We start from the raw sequence: 17490 nt of genomic DNA on the forward strand, positions 1-17490 counted from the left end.
GAGCCTGGTGAACGTGCGCCTCGCCGCCGAGGCGGGGGATGACAGCTCCACGTGACACAGCCCGGCGCGCTCGCTCGACCCCCCGGTTCACAGGCAAGTCCCAGATGAGTGTCGGTGATGCCCCAGGTCGTGCGTATTAGGTGAGATTCGTTTAGTGAACGGGCCAACGGCCCGAGGAGGAGAGCCATGAGCACGAACGAGCCCTTTGTCGCATCCGGTGACGCCGCGCAGCCGGCCGGCGATGAAACTCAGCAGCTGTCCGGCGGTGCGAGTTCATACCAGGGTGGTTCCGGCGGCGGCTCGGTCAGCTCGGGTTACGCGAGCAGCGCGGACTACTCCAGCGGCAATGCCGGCGCGGCCAACTCGGGTTATGCAGATGCCGGCTCCTCGCCCTACACCTCCGCGCCGCAGCCGCCCGCCGGCTACAGCTTCGGCCGCCCGTCCGCATCGGCATCCAGCCCCTACGACCGGCCCGCACAGGGCGCCGGCTCCGGGGCCTTCGGCCAGCCCCCCTACCAGCCGCCGACGCCCTCCACCCCCGATTCCGGCCGCCGCGGCCCCGGCTGGGGCGGCGTCATCGTCACGTCCCTGGTCACCGCGCTGCTCGCCTGCGGCGGGACCGTGGCCGCGCTGCACCACTTCGACGACGACGCTCCCACCGCCTCCGTATCCGCGCCCACCGCGATCGCCACGGGCGCCACTACCCAGACCGTCTCCTCCACCGGTACCGCCCCCGATTGGGAGGCCGTCACGGCAGCGGTCTCCAACTCCGTCGTATCCATCACCGTCGCCCTGAACGACGGCACCGCGGTGGGATCCGGCGTGATCTACGACGCCGACGGACACATCATCACCAACAACCACGTGGTTTCCGGCGCCAGCCAGATTCAGGTGACGCTCGCCGATGGACGCATTTTCGACGCGGAGCTGACCGGCACCGACCCGACCACCGACCTGGCCGTCATCGAGCTGGTCGACGCCCCGAGTGATCTCACGGTCGCCCGGTTCGGCAACTCCGACGAGCTGGTCACCGGTGAGGACGTCATGGCGATCGGCAACCCGCTGGGGCTGTCCTCCACGGCCACCACCGGCATCATCTCCGCCCTGAACCGCCCCGTGGTCACCACCCAGGAGGAAACCGAGGAGCAGTCCGGATCCGCGTTGCCCGGCCAGCTCGGCGGCCTGCTGGGGCAGTCCCAGACCACCACGACACAGGTGTACACCAACGCCATCCAGATCGACGCGGCCATCAACCCCGGCAACTCCGGCGGACCGCTGTTCGATGAGACCGGTGCCGTCATCGGCATCACCAGCTCGATCGCCAGTCTGTCCAGCTCCGCGGACTCCTCCGCGGGGTCGATCGGCATCGGCTTCGCGATCCCCTCCAACCTGGCGCAGAAGGTCGCCGACCAACTCATCGAGACCGGCACGGCGACACACGCCTACCTGGGCGTGTCCATCGGCGACGGCGGCGCCACCACCTCCGACGGCGTCACGCGTGCGGGTGCCGAGGTCGGCTCCGTCGAATCCGGCTCGCCCGCGGATCAGGCCGGCATCAAGCAGGGTGACGTCATCACCGCGATCGACGGCAAGGCCACCAGCCAGGCGGCCGCCCTGACCGGCTTCGTGCGCCAGTACTCGGCCGGCGACGAGGTGACGCTGACCATCATTCGCGACGGCGAAGAGCTCCAGGTGCCCGTGACCCTCAAGGAGCGCAAAGACTCCTGACCGCGTGGGCCCCTGTGCCCGCTGGCCATCCTCTCCTTCTTTGCCGAGGTCGGTTGAAGTAACCGCCGAGGTCGGTAGATATGGGGTTCTTCAGGTTTGGGGGTGTGGTCGGTGGGGGTAGGTGCTGCCGGCTGGGGGGGCGGAGGGCTGAGTCTCATCGTTGATGGCTGGGCCAGTAGCGTTTGGGGGGTGCGTGCGCAGTGGTTGGTGGGAGGCGCGTCGCTATCGCTGGTCTCCCCGGGGGGCGCGTCTGCTACGCCAGTTCGCTGTTGGGTACGCCGGTTAAGGGGCCTGCTGCATGGCCCGGAGGTCTTCAGCAGGCGTCTAAGTAGCGTCGTACACGACTTCAGCGCCTGGCGCGGGCCCGTGCCGCTAACCGCAGGCAAGTCGGGGTGCCGAGTGCGCCCCTGGGAGCAGACCCACGCCGGCGGCAGCGGGCTGGTCGGGGGGGGGGGCCGGGGCGGGCGGGCTGGGCTGTCGAGCGTGTTTTCCCGGGTGGGATCTGGCGCGTAGGCCGGCGCGGGCCCTGACGGTTCGTACCTGTGGTTGACGGTTCGGCACTTAGCGCCGACGATTCGTACCCTCTCGTGACGGTTCGGCACCTAGAGGTACGTACCGTCCCATAAGAGTACGAATCGTTGATCAGAAGGTACGTACCGTCGCCGGAAGTGTCGAATCGTCGACCCGAGAGGGGTCGCCCCGTCAGGCGAGCACTCGAGTCCTCCCGCCCGAACCGCCATATTCCAGAGGGAGACGTCGGGGTTCGCCGCATCCGCCGGGACCTGTCGTAGCCTGCCCAGGCTCGCGGCGACCAATTGCACCCGCCCTACCTATCGTGCCCGCCAGAACGCTCCCGCCGGACGTCCGTAACGACCGCCGCCAGCTGTACACCACCACACCCGCGGACCCGAGGAGCCCGCGATCCCTGGCCGGCTGTGCTTCGTGAAACGGCCGTTATGTCGTTTTACGACCTTGGGGTGCGATTCACGACCACCCCGGGGTCGTAAACCACACCCCAAGGTCGGAAACCAGCGTTTCGCGCTTGAGCTTGAGGGTGCGGTAGCTCGGAACAACGATGCGGAGGCCTCGCTCGGGCGCGGGAGGGCAGCGCCGCTGACCGCCCATATTCTCAGGTCCAGGACAAGCCATCCTCGGGCGCAGGAAGGTAGCGCTAGAGCGCGGGAGAGGCCGTCCTCGGACCGGCCAGAACACACCACCAGCCACACCCCCAAACACGAAGAGCCCCGAAACCCTCCCGGATGTGGAGGGTTTCGGGCGGAAAAGGTCGTATTCGACGAGCGCGGGGTGCTCGAGTACGACCTCGCGAGCCCCAAGACGTCCTCGCGAGCCTCAGAACGATCCGGTCCGGCCGGGCGAACACGACCTCCTACGCCCGAACGCGACCCCGGCGGGTCGAGTACGACCTCCCCGCACCACACCCTCAAACCGGAAGAGCCCGATATGGCGAGCTGAGGCGCTCGCGGAGCGGCGCACCGGCGCCCTTGATAAACTTATCAACGCGAGGACTCCTCTCGATTCGCCGTTCAGCCCGGGTTCAGGCACGGTCCCCGAGGTGTGGGCCGGACGAGCCGATCAGCTCAGCGACTGGCGGGACGTGCTGCGACCGCGACGCCTGGCCGGCATCCACGAGCGGGGCCGTACGATCCTCGGAGAGGCGGGCTCGGGCAAGTCCTCACTGGTGCGGCGGATCGCGCGTGACGCCACCGACGTCGGTGACTGGGTGACTCCGCAGCTGCGCATCCCTTCCGGAACCGACCCCATCAAGCGGCTCGCCGTGGCCCTGCTCGATCTGGCGTCGGCAGCGGGGCTGGCGACGGCCCGTGAGCAGCACATATCAGAACTCCTGCGGCGGGTAGAGGCCGTGGCCATCTCCGGCGTCTCGCCGTCCGTGCGTGCGCAGGAGGGGCCGGGGCCGTACACCGTGTTGACCGACTTGCTGATCGAGATCGGACGCGCAGCCATTCAGCGCCGAGACGTCATGGTGCTAATCCACATCGACGAAGTACAGAACATCACCGATGAGAGCAGCCGCTCGCAACTGCTGACCGCACTGGGTGACGCCCTCGCGCACGAGGAGACCATTGCCGTCCCCGGCGGCATGCAGGTGGATCGCGGCCTTCCGATCACCGTGTACTTGACCGGATTACCCGAGTTCGCAGATACGGCGGGTGCCCGTACAGGAGCAACCTTCGCGCGCCGTTTCCGCACCATCACCCTCGATGCCATAGACGATGGTGCCCTCATGACCGCGCTCCAGCCCTTTGTCACGGAGGGCTGGCCAATCGCCAACGACGGCGGCGATGCGGATCGAGTGTTAATGGAACCCGCGGCGCAGCGCGCCATCGTGGAGCTTTCTTGTGGAGAGCCGTTCCTTTTCCAGCTCGCGGGGGAGCGCGCCTGGTATGCCGGTACCGGCAATCTCATCACTGCTGCGCAGGTGCGAACCGGGTGGCGTGACGCCGCCCCAGAGGCCGAAGCGCACGTTCAGCGCATCCTGGATCGACTCCCCGGGCGCGAACGGCAGTTCCTCGAGACCATGGCTGGTTTGGAGCCCGAGGAGCGCACTCTGACCAATATCGCCCGGGCCGCCGGCTATGCGAAGGGGACCGACGCCGGACCTACGGCGCAGCGCTTGGACCTCACCCGACGCATTATCCGCCGCACCAGGCCCTACAGCTTCCGCCATCGCGCCATCGAGGCCTACCTCACCTCCGACTGGCCCTGGTAGTCCCGGGGCTATGCGGCGTCAACGCCGAGCGCAGCGCGGGTGCCAGCTGCGCCACGACGTCGTCGGCCGACAGCGAGGCGACCGGTTCGAGCCGCAGCAGGTAGCGGGTCAGGAACAGGCCGGAGAAGATCGTTGCCGCCGTGGCCGCTCGCCGTTCGGCGTCCGAGCCGCCGATGTGCTCGGTCAGGCGCCCGACCATCTCCGTGTGCAGATATTCCCGCAACACCCGCAGCGCGGCCTCGGAAGTGAGGGCATCGGCGAACAGGCGGGCGAGCCCATCGCGGTAGCCGGGGCGGTCCCATGCGGACAGCGCCGAGCGCAGCAGCGCTGGCGCCAGGTGCTCCGGCGCGACCTTGGCGGAAACAATGTCGAAACCCCGCGCCGGGCTCAGCGCCAGCTCCGCGACCGCACGGAAAAGTCCCTCCTTGGAACCGAAGTAGTAGGTGATCAGGGAGTGGTCCACGTCGGCCTGCGCCGCAATTGACCGCAGCGACGTGCCGGCGTAGCCGTCCTGTTCGAAACGCTTCCGAGCAGCGGCCAGGATTCGTTCGCGGGTGTTCGAGGGACCAGAGGGGCGCCCGCGCCGTTTATTCACCACAGTAGAAATCATGGTGGGCGCAGACGTTTCCTGGCAAGCATGAGCCCCTCGAAAACCCTCGCCGTCAGCCCCTCGGAAGCCTCCGCCATCAGCTTCCGCGAACTGCGCATGGAGTTCCGACGCCGCCGATCCCGGCCCCTGGTCGCGCTCGACTCGCTCACCCTCGACGTGGCCCCCGGCCAGGTCTTCGGCCTGCTGGGGCCCAACGGCTCCGGGAAGACCACCTCGGTGAATCTGCTATGCGGACTGCTACGGCCCACCGGCGGCACGGTACTGGTGGAGGGCATCGACGTGCGTGACGACGTCACCGCGGTGCGGGCGCGTCTGGGTGTTGTCCCTCAGGAAACCGCCCTGTACAACGACCTGAGCGCCGATGAGAATCTTTCCTTCCACGCGCGCCTGTACGGCGTCGCCCGCGCGCAGCGCCGCACCCGCATCAACGAGGTACTCGAGCTTGTCGGGCTGGAGGAGCGTCGCGGTGACCGCGTGGGCACCTATTCCGGGGGTATGCAACGCCGGCTCGCCCTGGCTCGGGCACTGCTGGCCCAGCCGAGCGTCGTCGTCCTTGACGAGCCCACGCTGGGAGTGGACGTGCAGTCCCGCGCCGCCCTGTGGGAACGAGTGCGACGCATCGCCTCCGACGGAGGCACCGTACTGCTGACCACGAACTACATGGAGGAGGCACAGGCGCTGGCGGACAACCTCGCCATCCTCGACCACGGTGCGCTGATCGCCACCGGCACCCCGGACCAACTGCGCGGGCGCCTCGGCAAGACCTTCATCGACGTGCGCTGCAGCCGCCCCGATCCCGGACTCGAGCATCTGGCCGGCGTCACGGGAGTCTCCTGGCACGACGGCGTCGCCGCGGTGGCCGCGGACGACTCACCCGCCACCACCCGCGCCATCCTCGACTGGTTCGCCGAGCACGATCCCGGGGCCGCCCTGGTGGGGGTGCGCCGCCCCGACCTCAATGACGTGTTCCTGGACCTGACCGGCAAGGCACTGCGCGACGGGGGAGAGTCATGACCGGCGCCCGGGCCGCCGTTGCCATCGCGGTTAAGGACTGGACCAGGTTTGTACGTCAACCCTTCCTCATGGTCATCAGCGTGGTCATCCCGCTGGTGTTCATCTTCTTCTACTCGCTGGTAATCCCCGTATCCAACAACAACCCGATCATGATCGCCGACCTGGACGGCGGTCCCGTCGCAGAGCGCCTGAACGAGGCCGTGCGCACCATCCACTCCGACGAGGGCCCCTACTACGACGTGCGCACAACCGACCCCGAAACCGCGCTGAAGGCCTTCGATGACACAGAGGCGCTCGCCGTCGTCATCATTCCGGACGGGTTCTCCCAGGCCGTCGCCGCCGGGGACGCCCGGGTGGAGCTGCGGCTGAACAACCTCAACTCCGACTACTCCAAGAACCTGCGTCTGCGCCTGGACGCGGCGGTAGGCGCGCTCAATGAGGAACTGGCCGGCCCGGTGGTGGAGGTGGAGGAGACCCGCTGGCTGCTCACCGACCCCACCATGCTCGGCTACATCTCCACCAGCCTGCTCCTGTTCGGCTGCCTGTACGCCGCCATGGTCAACACCGGCCTGCAGATCGCCGCGGAGTGGAACGATCGTACCGTCAAGCACCTGCTGCTGGCGCCGCTCGGACGTGGCGCGCTCGTGGCGGGCAAGGTGATTGCGGGGCTGGGGCAGTCGCTGGCATCGGTGGCTCTGGTGCTGCTGGTGCTCGTGGTCGGCTTCGACTTCCAACCCAGCGGCAGCCTGCTGGCCATGGCGGGCATCGTCGGGGTGGTGCTGCTCATGGGAGCAGGCATCGGCATGGTGGTCGGAGTCGCTTCGAAGAAGACCTTGGCGACGGCGTCGGGCCTGATCACTGCGGCGGTGGCCCTCTTCCTGGTGTCAGGGAACGAGGAGTCCATGCGCGGGCTCGCCTGGGGACAGCCGATCACCGCGCTGTGGCAGCTGTCCCGGACACTGCCCACCACCTACGCCTTCATGAGTGCCCGCTCCATCTTCCTCACCGGCGACACCTCGGATCTGGCCCGCAACCTCGCCATCGTGCTGATTTCAACGGCGGCGATTCTGGGCCTGGCCGGATGGCTGCTGCGCCGCGCCTACACCCACCTGACCGGAGGACAGTGAAACAGACCATGATGCAGAGCATCCAGACACGCCGAATCTCAGGGCACTTGGACCGCGTGGGTGCCGTCGCCCGCAAGGACCTGCGTCAGTGGGCCCGCGACCGACAGGCCCTGGCCGGCCCCATGCTCATCCCGCTGGTGCTGATGTTCCTGTGCGGCATCCTGTTCGGCTTCGGCGGAGACGAGTGGAACATCGGACTGGTCAATGAGGGGGAGGGGCCGCACGCGGCCGCCTTCGAGGCGGAGGTTCGCGGCCTGCGCAGCAACATCAGCCCCTACTTCCGCGTGGTGACCACCGACGCCGAGCGGGCCGAGCAGTTGGTGGCCGCCGGCCGCCTGCACCTGGTGGTCACCATCCCAGCCGACTTCGATGAACGCGTCGAGGCGGGGCAGACCCCGGTACTGCACACCAGGACCTACAACATCAATACCGACATGATGAAGAACGCCCGCCTGCGGCTGAGTCGCGCAATACAGGACTACGCCGCCGCGCAGGCGCCCGGCGCCGCGCCGGTCACCGTCATCCAGACGACCACCCGCTCAGACGACGTATGGCGGCGCACCTTCATCGGACACAGCGCCGTCATCCTCGCAGTCATGGTCGGCTCCGCCCTCAACGCTGCGATCATGGTTGCGCGCGAATGGGAGCACCGCACCGTCAAGGAGGTGCGGCTCGCGCCCCGGCCCCTGGGCGATGTCACCGCCGGAACGCTGGTCGCCGCCGTCATCGCCGGAGGCATCAGCACCCTGGTCACGCTGGCGGTCGCGGCGGCCGTCTTCGGGGTACGCATTCCCATGGGGCGCTTACCGGCGCTGGCGGCCCTGGCCGCATTGACCTCATTGGCGTGCGCCGGGTTCGGCGTCGCGATCGGTGCCTGGCTGCGGGACTATCGCACCGTGCAGCCACTGCTCATGATCACCTTTGCGGGATCGTTCTTCGCCTCGGGCGGCTTCTCGTCGCTCGCCACCCTGCCCCGTGCGGTGCAGACATTCGACCGCTTCTGGCCACCGGCCTACGTGTTCGAGACCATGCAGGCCCAGGCGTGGATGACCGCGCCACCATCGGCGATGCCCGCGCTGATCGGCTGCGCCGTGGCCGCCGCGGTGGGAGTTGGGCTTGGGGCGTGGGCCCTGCGCCGGCGGCTATAGGCGGGCTAGCCAGTTCGAGGGCGTGGTGTCTGACGGGTCCAATCAGCATGGATCCGCTCGACGGCTAGACATCCGCGCCCAGGGCGGTGAGCATGGGGCGCATCTTCGCCGTGGTTTCAGCCAGTTCGTCGGCGGGCACCGATTCCGGCATGATCCCGCCACCGCCGAACACCCGCGCCGGCGCCTCCGGTCCCGCCCCGCCGGGCGGCAGCGCGGCACTGCGCAGCGCGATGCACCACTCGCCCTCGCCGTGCCAGTCCACCCAGCCGACCGGACCGGCGTACCGGCCCCGGTCCATGCCCTCGACCTCGGCGATGACGCGGGCGGCCGCGGCGGTGGGGGTGCCACATACGGCGGCGGTGGGGTGCAGCGCGCCCACCAGGGACAGCGCCCCCGTGTCCCCGGCGACCACGCCGGTGATGTCGGTGGCCAGGTGTAGTACGTTCGGCAGCGTCAGCACCCGCGGCGCGGCGGCCTCCACCACCGAGCACAAGGGCTCCAGGGATGAAAGCGCCGAGGCGCGCGCGAACTCGTGCTCGGCCCGGTTCTTCGCCGACGCCGCCAGCCACTGCGCAAGTCGCTCCGCCTCGCGCTCGCGGGTCGCCGCGTCACCCGGGTGGCGGCGCGCGGTGCCTGCCAGCACCCGGCTGGCGAGGCGCCGATTCTCCAGCCGCACCAGCAGCTCCGGGGTGGCTCCCACCATGGAATCCACGGCGAAGGTCCAGCACGGCGGGTAGTTCGCCCCCAGGCGCCGCAGTAGATCACCGGTCGCCAGGGGTGCTGCCGGCCTCACCAGCAGATCCCGCGCCAGCACCACCTTGCGCGCCTCGCCGGCGGCTATGCGTCGTCGCACCTCCGCGACGGCGGCCAGGTAGTCGGCCTCGGGCAGTGCCCCGGCCGAGACCACGGGGGCCTCGGGGGAGGGGACATCCGTCTGGGCGGACGCGGGCGGGCGCAGCCGGGCCAGGACCTCCGCCACCTCCGGGTGCGCCTCGCCATCGGCCACGGCGGTGGTCAGCCACGCCCCGAAGTCATCCAGGCCCACGAGCACGCGCGGCACGGTCAGCACGGAGACGGCGGCGGAGGCGGGGGAGAAGGCGATGGCGCCCAGGGCCACCGGGCCGGTGCCGGGCCGCACCAGCGCGTCGCGCCACCAGGAGGCGTACACGGTGGCCCGCCAGGCGCTCCGCAGCGCCTCAATCCGATCCGGCCCCTGCGCCTCCAGCCGCAGCGCCTGCCCCCAACCGACCAGGCCGCGCCCGTGCCGCACCCAGCTGACGACATCCTCCCGCCCCGCCAGGAGGTCGAGCAGTCCCGTACCGCCGTCGCCGCCCTCCGGGGTGATGACGCCGGCTGGCAGGGCGACGGTGCGGAAGGACAGGTGCGGCGGTGCGGCGGCGGCCTGCACCGCGGACAAGGCCGGTGCGGCGGGCGCGGGGTGGGCCGAGGAGTCCGGGGCGGGCCCGGGAGCACCCACCTCAGGCCTCCGGGGCCGTCGGCGCAGCGGCGTCCGCGGGGATCCCCGGCTTGGTGGCGCGGTGGATGGCCACGATCCCGCCGGACAGGTTCTTGTAACCCACGCCCCGCCAGCCGGCGTCCTGGATCAGTGCGGCCAGGGCCTCCTGGTCGGGCCAGGCCAGGATCGACTCGCCCAGGTAGCCGTAGGCGTCGGCATTGGAGGACACCAGCCTCCCGGCCGCCGGCAGGGCAGTGCCCAGGTAGAAGCGGTACAGGCGCCGGAACGCCGCATGCACGGGGGTGGAGAACTCGGCGATCACCAGCCGCCCACCGGGCCGAGTCACCCGCGCCATCTCCGCCAGCGCCGCCGCCGTGTCCTGCACATTGCGCAGTCCGTAGGAGACGGTGACCACGTCGAAGTCGGCGTCGGGGAAGGGCAGGGCGGTGGCGTCGCCGACCACGAACTCGATCTCGGGGTGGCGGCGGCGTCCCTCGGCCACCATGCCGGCGGACAGGTCGCAGGCCACCACCTGCGCGCCGTCGGCCGCGTAATCGACGCTGGAGGTGCCGGTGCCGGCGGCCAGGTCCAGCACCCGCATGCCGGGGCGGGCCGCGACGGTCGCGCGCGTGACCGCGCGCCACATGCGCACCTGCCACAGGCTCATGACGTCATTAGTCAGGTCATAGCGGCGCGCGACGGCGTCGAACATGCCCGCGACCTCGCGCGGGTCCTTGGCGAGAGAGGCTCGACTCATGGGCCGATCCTCGCAGATTCCGCGGCCGCCTCCGACACGCCGGGCCGCCCGCGTCGGGGGAGTGCCGGCGCCGCCGCGTCAACGGGGACTAATTCGCAAGGCAAGGTATGTCTAAATAGGTGACCTGTGCTGCCCTCCCGGGGCCGCCCCCGAGCGCGTCGGGAACACGAACTTCTGGGAATTCCGGGGGAAAACCGCTCGGCCCGCGCCGAGCCGCCGCCCCCTGCCTGCGGCGCCGGGAACAGTCGGTAATGTCTTCGGCGGTCCCGTCTGCCTGCAGGGCCGTGGCCGTCCGGCGGCCAGCATCCCCACCCGTACGAGCGCAAACGAAGGAGGCGCGCAGTGACGACCGAGCAGCTGAGCGCCGACGTCGTAGTCGTGGGGGCCGGTCCCGCCGGATCCTCCGCCGCCTACCACCTGGCCAAGCTCGGTCTGGACGTGCTGCTGCTCGAGCGCCACGAACTCGGCCGCGACAAGGTCTGTGGGGACGGGCTCACCCCCTCCGCCGTGCGTGAACTGGTCAACATGGGTGTGGACACCTCCACCTGGCGGCGCAACCGGGGGCTGCGCGTCATCGGCGGCGGGCATCAGCTGCATATTCCCTGGCCCGAGCAGGCCAGCCTGCCCGCCTATGCGCTGGCGCGACGCCGCAGCCAGCTGGACCGGGACCTGGCCACCCACGCCGTCGTCGCCGGCGCCCGTCTGCTCACCGGCGTCACCGCCACCGCCCCCGTCACCGGCCCCTCGGGGCGCGTCATCGGCGTGCAGGTCCGCCCCACCCCGCGCCACCCCGAGCCCGGCGTCGAGGCGCCCACCACCATCACCGCCCCGCTGGTCATGGACGCCGGCGGGGTCTCCGCCCGCCTGGCCACCGCCGTCGGCCGCACCCGCGACGAGCGCCGACCGCTGGGAGTGGCCGTGCGCGCCTACTTCCGCTCCCCGCGCGCCGACGACGACTGGATGGAGTCCCGCCTGGAACTGTGGGACGGACCCGCCGGCCACTCCGACCTGCTGCCCGGTTACGGCTGGATCTGGAGCGTGGGCGACGGTCTGGTCAATGTGGGCCTGGGGTCGGTGAGCTCGACGCCGGCGGCCGCCTCCACCCGTGGCATCGACTACCGCGCCGTGTTCAAGCGCTGGCTCGCGCACGTGCCCGCATCCTGGGGCTTCACCCCCGAGAACCAGGTCGGCCGCACCGCCTCGGCCGCCCTGCCCATGGCCTTCAACCGCAAGCCCCACTACGCCGACGGGCTCATGCTGCTGGGCGACGCCGGCGGCATGGTCTCGCCCTTCAACGGGGAGGGCATCGCCCAGGCGCTCGCATCCGGGCGCCTGGCGGCCGAGGCGGCGGCCCAGGCGGCGGCGCGTCCCACGGCGTCGGGCCGTGAGCTCGCCCTGTCCCAGTACCCCGCCGCCCTGGAGACGCAGATGGGCGGCTACTACACGCTGGGCCGCATTTTCGTGGCCCTGATCGAGCATCCCGAGGTGATGCGCGTGTGCACCCGCTACGGGCTGCCCCGCAAGCGCCTCATGCGGCTCGTCGCCAAGCTCCTGTCCGACGGCTGGGAGCGCCGCGGCGGCGACGGAATCGACCACTTCATCCAACTTCTGACAAGGATGGTGCCGGCAGCATGAACCCCTACGTCTCTCTGCTCATCATGGCGGCGGTCGCCATGGTCATCGCCATCGGTGGCCTGGTGCTGTCCGCCATCGTGAGCCCCAACCGGCGCAACCGGGTCAAGGTCGCCAACTACGAGTGCGGCATCGACCCCACCCCGACCAACACCGACCACGGGCGCTTCCCGGTGGCCTTCTACCTGGTCGGCATGACCTTCATCATCTTCGACGTCGAGGTCGTCTTCCTCTACCCCTGGGCCACCGCCTTCGCGCAACTGGGCTTCTTCGGGTTGAGCGCGGCCCTCGTCTTCATCGTCCTGATCACGGTGCCCTACGTCCTCGAGTGGCGCCGCGGCGGCCTGGACTGGGAGTAAGGAGTAACCCCCTCATGGACATGCACGAGTACCGGGAGAAGATGCTCCACATCCCTTCCAAGCGGGATGACCCGTACGCCCAGGCGCTGGAAAGCGTCGAGGGCCCCGGCTTCATGCTCACCACGGTGGCCAAGCTCGCCGACCTGGCGCAGGCGCGCTCGCTGTGGCCGGTGACCATGGGCCTGGCCTGCTGCGCCATCGAGATGATGGCCACCGGCACGCCCCGCTTCGACATGGCCCGTTTCGGCTGGGAGGTCTTCCGCGCCTCCCCGCGCCACTCCGACGTCATGATCGTCTCCGGCCGCGTCTCCCACAAGATGGCGCCGGTGGTGCGCAACGTCTACGACTCCATGCCCGAGCCCAAGTGGGTCATCTCCATGGGGGCCTGCGCCTCCTCCGGCGGCGTGTTCAACAACTACGCCGTGGTCCAGGGCGCCGACCACATCGTGCCGGTGGACATCTACCTGCCCGGCTGCCCGCCCCGCCCCGAGATGCTCCTGAACGCCATGCTTGAGCTCACCCGCCAGATCGAGCGCAAGCCGATCTTCGCCCACCGCGAGGAGATCGCCCGCGCCGTCGAGGCGGCCGCCCTCAAGGCCACCCCCACCGCCGAGATGAAGGGGCTGCTCGCATGAGCACCGACAACGCCGCGAACCCCACAGCCGAGCCCGACGCCGTCGCCGAGACCGCCCCCGCCGTCCCGGAGATCGCCGGCCAGCCGGTGCGCGAGGAACTGCGCCTGGAGGTCATCGGTGCCCACACCGGCCAGTTCGGCGCCGCCGACGCCGGCGACACCACCGGCTACGGCGACACCACCAGCGTGGTCGCCCTCGCGCCCGCCGCCACCCGCCCCTACGGGGGGTGGTTCGACGACGTCGTCGACGCCCTGATCGAGGACCTCACCGAGGCGGGGGTCGAGCCGGCCGCCGCCATCGAGAAGGTCGTTGTCGAGCACGACGAGCTGACCGTGTTCGTCACCCGCGAGCACCTGCTGGACGTGGCCCGGCCCCTGCGTGACGACCAGGACCTGCGCTTCGAGCTGTGCCTGGGCGTCACCGGCGTGCACTACCCGGGCGACGCCGGCCGCGAGCTGCACGCCTGCTACGAGCTGATCTCCCTGACCCACGGCGCCCGCGCCCTGCGCCTGGAGGTCACCTGCCCCGCCTCCGACCCGCACGTGCCCTCGCTCGTGCCGGTGTACCCGGGCAATGACTGGCACGAGCGCGAGGCCTGGGACCTGATGGGCATCGTCTTCGACGGCCACCCCAACCTGACGCGCTCGGCCATGCCCGACGACTGGGTCGGGCACCCCCAGCGTAAGGACTACCCCCTCGGCGGCATCCCCGTCGAGTACAAGGGCGCCTCAACCGCCACCGCCGACACCCGGAGGTCGTACCGCTGATGAGCAACATGCACGCCACCGGCCCCGCCACCGACTCCCTCGCCGACGGCGCCCCCCAGTTCACCGCCAACGGCGGCGACTGGGACGACATCGCCGCCCAGATCGCCGCCCGTGATGAGGAGGACCGCCTCCAGCACGACCGCGTCGTGGTCAACATGGGCCCGATCCACCCCTCCACCCACGGGGTGCTGCGCCTGCTGCTGGAGACGGACGGGGAGACGGTCACCGAGCTGCGCGCCGGCACCGGCTTCCTGCACACCGGCATCGAGAAGAACATGGAGTACCGCACCTGGGTGCAGGGGGAGACCTTCGTAACCCGCATGGACTACGTGGCCCCCTTCTTCCAGGAGGTCGGCTACGCCCTGGCGGTGGAGAAGCTCCTGGGCATCACCGACGACGTCCCCGAGAAGGCGACCGTCGCCCGCGTGGTGCTCATGGAACTCAACCGGATCGCCAGCCACGTGGTGGCCATCGGCTCGGCCGGCAACGAGATGGGCGGCACCACGCTGATGACCATCTCCTTCCGCTGCCGCGAGAACATCCTGCGCGCCTTCGAAATGGCCACCGGGCTGCGCATGAACCACGCCTACGTGCGCCCCGGCGGCCTGGCCCAGGACCTGCCGGAGGGATTCACCGACTTCGTCCGCTCGGTCATGCCCAACATCAAGAACGACCTGGGCGAGCTGGAATCCCTGCTCATGGCCAACCCGATTCTGAAGTCCCGGTTCGTGGGCATCGGCGAGATGAGCCTCGCCGCCGCCATGGCCATGGGCCTGACCGGCCCGTGCGTGAAGGCGGCCGGCTACCCGCTGGACATGCGCAAGCTGCGCCCCTACTGCGGGTATGAGACCTACGACTTCGAGGTCCCCGTCTACGACAACTCCGACTGCTACAACCGGCTGCGGGTCCGCTTCGACGAGTGCTACCAGTCGCTCAAGATCGTCTCCCAGGCGCTGGACCGGCTCGACGAGATCGCCGCCCGCGGCGACGATCCGTCCAACACCGTCATGGTCGCGGACCCGACCATCGCCTGGCCGGCCCGCATGGCCATCGCCACCGACGGGCAGGGCCAGTCCCTGGAGCACGTCAAGGAGATCATGGGCACCTCCATGGAGTCCCTGATCCACCACTTCAAGCTCGTCACCCAGGGGTTCCGGGTACCGGCCGGGCAGGTGTACCAGACCGTTGAGCACGCCAAGGGCGTCCTCGGCATCCAGGCCGTCTCCGACGGCGGCACCCGCCCCTACCGGGTCCACTTCCGCGACCCCTCCTACTCCAACCTGCAATCGCTGGCCATGATGTGCGAGGGCGGCATGATCGCCGACGTCGTCGCCTCACTGTCCTCGATCGACCCCGTCCTGGGAGGCGTGGACCGCTAATGAGCACCCTTGAGAACACCCCCGCCCCGGCCGACGCCGCCGGCATCGCCCTCGGTTACGCCCCCGACGTGGCCGCGCAGCTGGACGCCGACATCGCCGAGATCATGTCCCGCTACCCGGCCGGGCATGAGCGCAGCGCCATCATCCCCATGCTGCACCTGATGCAGAGCGTGGACGGCTACGTGTCCCCGGCCGGCATCGCCCTGGTCGCCCAGAAGCTGGGGCTGACCCGCTCCGAGGTGTCCGCCGTCGCCACCTTCTACAGCCAGTTCCGCCGTCACCCCGCCGGCGAGTACCACGTGGGCGTGTGCACCAACGCGCTGTGCGCCGTCATGGGCGGCGACGACGTCTGGCAGGCCGTCAGCGAGCACACCGGCCTGGGCAGCGACGAGACCAGCGCGGACGGCCGCATCAGCCTGGAGCGGGTGGAGTGCAACGCCGCCTGCGACTACGCCCCCGTGGTGATGGTCAACTGGGAGTTCTTCGACAACCAGACCCCCGCCTCCGCCGTGGACCTGGTTGAGCGGCTCGAACGCGGCGAGGACATCACCCCCACCCGCGGCCCGGAGACCGTGCCCACCTTCCGGGAGAACGAGCGGCTGCTGGCCGGCTTCGACGACGGCCGTGCCGACGAGGGCATTGCCGCCGGCGAGTCCAGCCTGCGCGGCCTGCGCCTGGCCCGCGAGCACGACTGGACCGCTCCCCGCGAGCAGCCCGCCGCCGAGGCGGCCCACACCGACGCACCCACTCAGGAGGAGGACAAGTGAGCGAGCAGACTCCCGGCTCTGCGGAGCCGACCTTCACCGCCCCGGGCACCCTCACCCCGGTCGTCACCGACATGTGGGACAAGCAGCGCTCCTGGACGCTGGACGCCTACCGGGACGCCGGCGGCTACCAGGGCCTGGCCCGCGCCAAGACCATGAGCGCCGGTGAGTTGGTCGACCTGGTCAAGGCCTCCAACCTGCGCGGCCGCGGCGGCGCCGGCTTCCCCACGGGCCTGAAGTGGTCCTTCCTGCCCGCCCCGGATGGCCTGCCCCGTTACCTGGTGGTCAACGCCGACGAGTCCGAGCCCGGCACCTGCAAGGACATGCCCACGCTGATGGCCAACCCCCACGCCCTGGTCGAGGGCGTCGCCATCACCTCCCGCGCCATCGGCGCCGACCGCGCCTTCGTATACGTGCGCGGCGAGGTCGCCCACGCCTACCGGCGACTGCTGCACGCCATCCACGATGCCACCGACGCCGGCCTGCTCGACGACGGCTTCGGCCTGGACGGCCAGCAGCCGCTGAAGATCGTGGCCCACGCCGGCGCCGGCGCCTACATCTGCGGTGAGGAGACGGCACTGCTGGACTCCCTGGAGGGACGGCGCGGCCACCCGCGCCTGCGGCCCCCCTTCCCGGCCGTGCAGGGCCTGTACGCCCGCCCCACGGTCATCAACAACGTGGAGACGATCGCCTCCGTGCCCGGGGTGCTGACCCGCGGGGCCGCCTGGTACTCCTCCATGGGCACCGAGCGCTCCAAGGGACACGGCCTGTTCTCCGTGACCGGGCACGTGGTCAACCCCGGCCAGTTCGAGGCCCCCTTCGGCATCACCATGCGCGAGCTGATCGAGCTGGCCGGCGGTATGCGGCCCGGCCACAAGCTGAAGTTCTGGGTGCCGGGCGGCTCCTCCACCCCCATCTTCGGTCCCGAGGAGTTGGACGTCCCGCTCGACTACGAGTCCGTGATCGGTGCCGGCTCCCTGCTGGGCACCCGCGCCCTGCAGGTCTTCGACGACACCGTCTCGGTGGTGCGGGTGGTGTCCCGCTGGACCGAGTTCTACCAGCACGAGTCCTGCGGCAAGTGCACCCCCTGCCGCGAGGGCACCTACTGGATGCGGCAGATCATGACCCGCCTGGAGGCCGGGCAGGGCCGGCCCGGTGACGTGGAGAAGCTGGAGGACATCGCCGCCAACATCTCCGGCCGCTCGTTCTGCGCCCTCGGGGACGCCGCCGCCACCCCGATCGCGTCGGGCATCAAGCGTTTCCGCAGCGAGTTCGAGGCCGGCTACACCACTCCCGCTGCCGAGCTGTTCCCGCCGGCGGCCTCCTCCATTGTCAACAGCCAGGCTCAGAGCGGACGGTGACCAG

General features: G+C 70.2%; 15 protein-coding genes. 12 read left to right on the plus strand and 3 right to left on the minus strand.

What is annotated here, in order from left to right; translation table 11 throughout:
• The first annotated feature begins 186 nt into the window (after nt 1-186).
• Nucleotides 187-1728, plus strand: a complete 1542-nt coding sequence (locus BN1056_RS01510; protein ID WP_210578505.1) for a S1C family serine protease — start codon at nt 187-189, stop codon at nt 1726-1728.
• A gap of 1573 nt (nt 1729-3301) precedes the next feature.
• On the plus strand, nt 3302-4477 hold the full coding sequence (locus tag BN1056_RS01515) for an ATP-binding protein (RefSeq protein ID WP_244671451.1): 1176 nt from the start codon (nt 3302-3304) through the stop codon (nt 4475-4477).
• On the opposite strand, the gene BN1056_RS01520 is transcribed toward BN1056_RS01515, so the two are convergent.
• Complete coding sequence (locus tag BN1056_RS01520; RefSeq protein WP_210578506.1) at nt 4455-5075, minus strand: TetR/AcrR family transcriptional regulator; 621 nt, start codon at nt 5073-5075, stop codon at nt 4455-4457. The two genes, BN1056_RS01515 and BN1056_RS01520, sit on opposite strands and share 23 nt — an antisense overlap.
• A gap of 39 nt (nt 5076-5114) precedes the next feature.
• Between BN1056_RS01520 and BN1056_RS01525 the strand changes: the two genes are divergently transcribed.
• Genes BN1056_RS01525 through BN1056_RS01535 form a run of 3 tightly spaced genes read left to right on the plus strand, consistent with a single transcriptional unit; the run spans nt 5115 to nt 8376 of the window.
• A complete protein-coding gene (locus tag BN1056_RS01525; RefSeq protein ID WP_210578507.1) occupies nt 5115-6101 on the plus strand; it encodes an ABC transporter ATP-binding protein in 987 nt (328 codons plus the stop codon).
• The gene (locus BN1056_RS01530; protein WP_210578508.1) at nt 6098-7228 is read left to right on the plus strand and encodes an ABC transporter permease; all 1131 of its coding nucleotides are present in this window, start codon (nt 6098-6100) and stop codon (nt 7226-7228) included. The genes BN1056_RS01525 and BN1056_RS01530 overlap by 4 nt, the downstream gene beginning before the upstream one ends.
• A gap of 8 nt (nt 7229-7236) precedes the next feature.
• Nucleotides 7237-8376, plus strand: coding sequence for an ABC transporter permease (locus BN1056_RS01535; protein WP_210578509.1), 1140 nt, complete (start codon nt 7237-7239; stop codon nt 8374-8376).
• Nucleotides 8377-8440: 64 nt separating this feature from the next.
• Here the strand turns inward: BN1056_RS01535 and BN1056_RS01540 are convergent, their stop codons facing one another.
• Complete coding sequence (locus tag BN1056_RS01540) at nt 8441-9793, minus strand: isochorismate synthase (RefSeq protein ID WP_210578703.1); 1353 nt, start codon at nt 9791-9793, stop codon at nt 8441-8443.
• Nucleotides 9794-9854: 61 nt separating this feature from the next.
• Nucleotides 9855-10589 (minus strand): demethylmenaquinone methyltransferase, encoded by a 735-nt coding sequence (locus BN1056_RS01545; protein ID WP_210578510.1) that lies wholly within the window; start codon nt 10587-10589, stop codon nt 9855-9857.
• Nucleotides 10590-10931: 342 nt separating this feature from the next.
• On the opposite strand from BN1056_RS01545, the gene BN1056_RS01550 reads away from it, so the two are divergent.
• From BN1056_RS01550 to nuoF, 7 genes are all read left to right on the plus strand, one after another.
• Nucleotides 10932-12224 carry a geranylgeranyl reductase family protein gene (locus tag BN1056_RS01550; protein WP_210578511.1) on the plus strand — a complete coding sequence of 431 codons (1293 nt, stop codon included), beginning with the start codon at nt 10932-10934 and terminating at the stop codon, nt 12222-12224.
• Entirely contained in the window at nt 12221-12580 is a 360-nt protein-coding gene (gene ndhC, locus BN1056_RS01555; RefSeq protein ID WP_210578512.1) for an NADH-quinone oxidoreductase subunit A, read from the plus strand. The genes BN1056_RS01550 and ndhC overlap by 4 nt, the downstream gene beginning before the upstream one ends.
• Before the next feature lie 14 nt (nt 12581-12594).
• On the plus strand, nt 12595-13215 hold the full coding sequence (locus tag BN1056_RS01560; protein WP_210578515.1) for an NADH-quinone oxidoreductase subunit B: 621 nt from the start codon (nt 12595-12597) through the stop codon (nt 13213-13215).
• On the plus strand, nt 13212-13982 hold the full coding sequence (locus BN1056_RS01565) for an NADH-quinone oxidoreductase subunit C (RefSeq protein WP_073330935.1): 771 nt from the start codon (nt 13212-13214) through the stop codon (nt 13980-13982). Before BN1056_RS01560 ends, BN1056_RS01565 begins: the two co-directional genes overlap by 4 nt.
• An 8-nt stretch (nt 13983-13990) precedes the next feature.
• Nucleotides 13991-15361, plus strand: a complete 1371-nt coding sequence (locus BN1056_RS01570) for an NADH-quinone oxidoreductase subunit D (protein WP_083565836.1) — start codon at nt 13991-13993, stop codon at nt 15359-15361.
• Nucleotides 15361-16128, plus strand: a complete 768-nt coding sequence (gene nuoE / locus BN1056_RS01575) for an NADH-quinone oxidoreductase subunit NuoE (RefSeq protein WP_108968059.1) — start codon at nt 15361-15363, stop codon at nt 16126-16128. Before BN1056_RS01570 ends, nuoE begins: the two co-directional genes overlap by 1 nt.
• Before the next feature lie 71 nt (nt 16129-16199).
• Nucleotides 16200-17486, plus strand: a complete 1287-nt coding sequence (gene nuoF / locus BN1056_RS01580) for an NADH-quinone oxidoreductase subunit NuoF (protein ID WP_210578706.1) — start codon at nt 16200-16202, stop codon at nt 17484-17486.
• Nucleotides 17487-17490: the final 4 nt, after the last annotated feature.

Origin of the sequence: Actinomyces succiniciruminis, from assembly GCF_900002405.1 — a bacterium.
Classification (GTDB): domain Bacteria; phylum Actinomycetota; class Actinomycetes; order Actinomycetales; family Actinomycetaceae; genus Actinomyces; species Actinomyces succiniciruminis.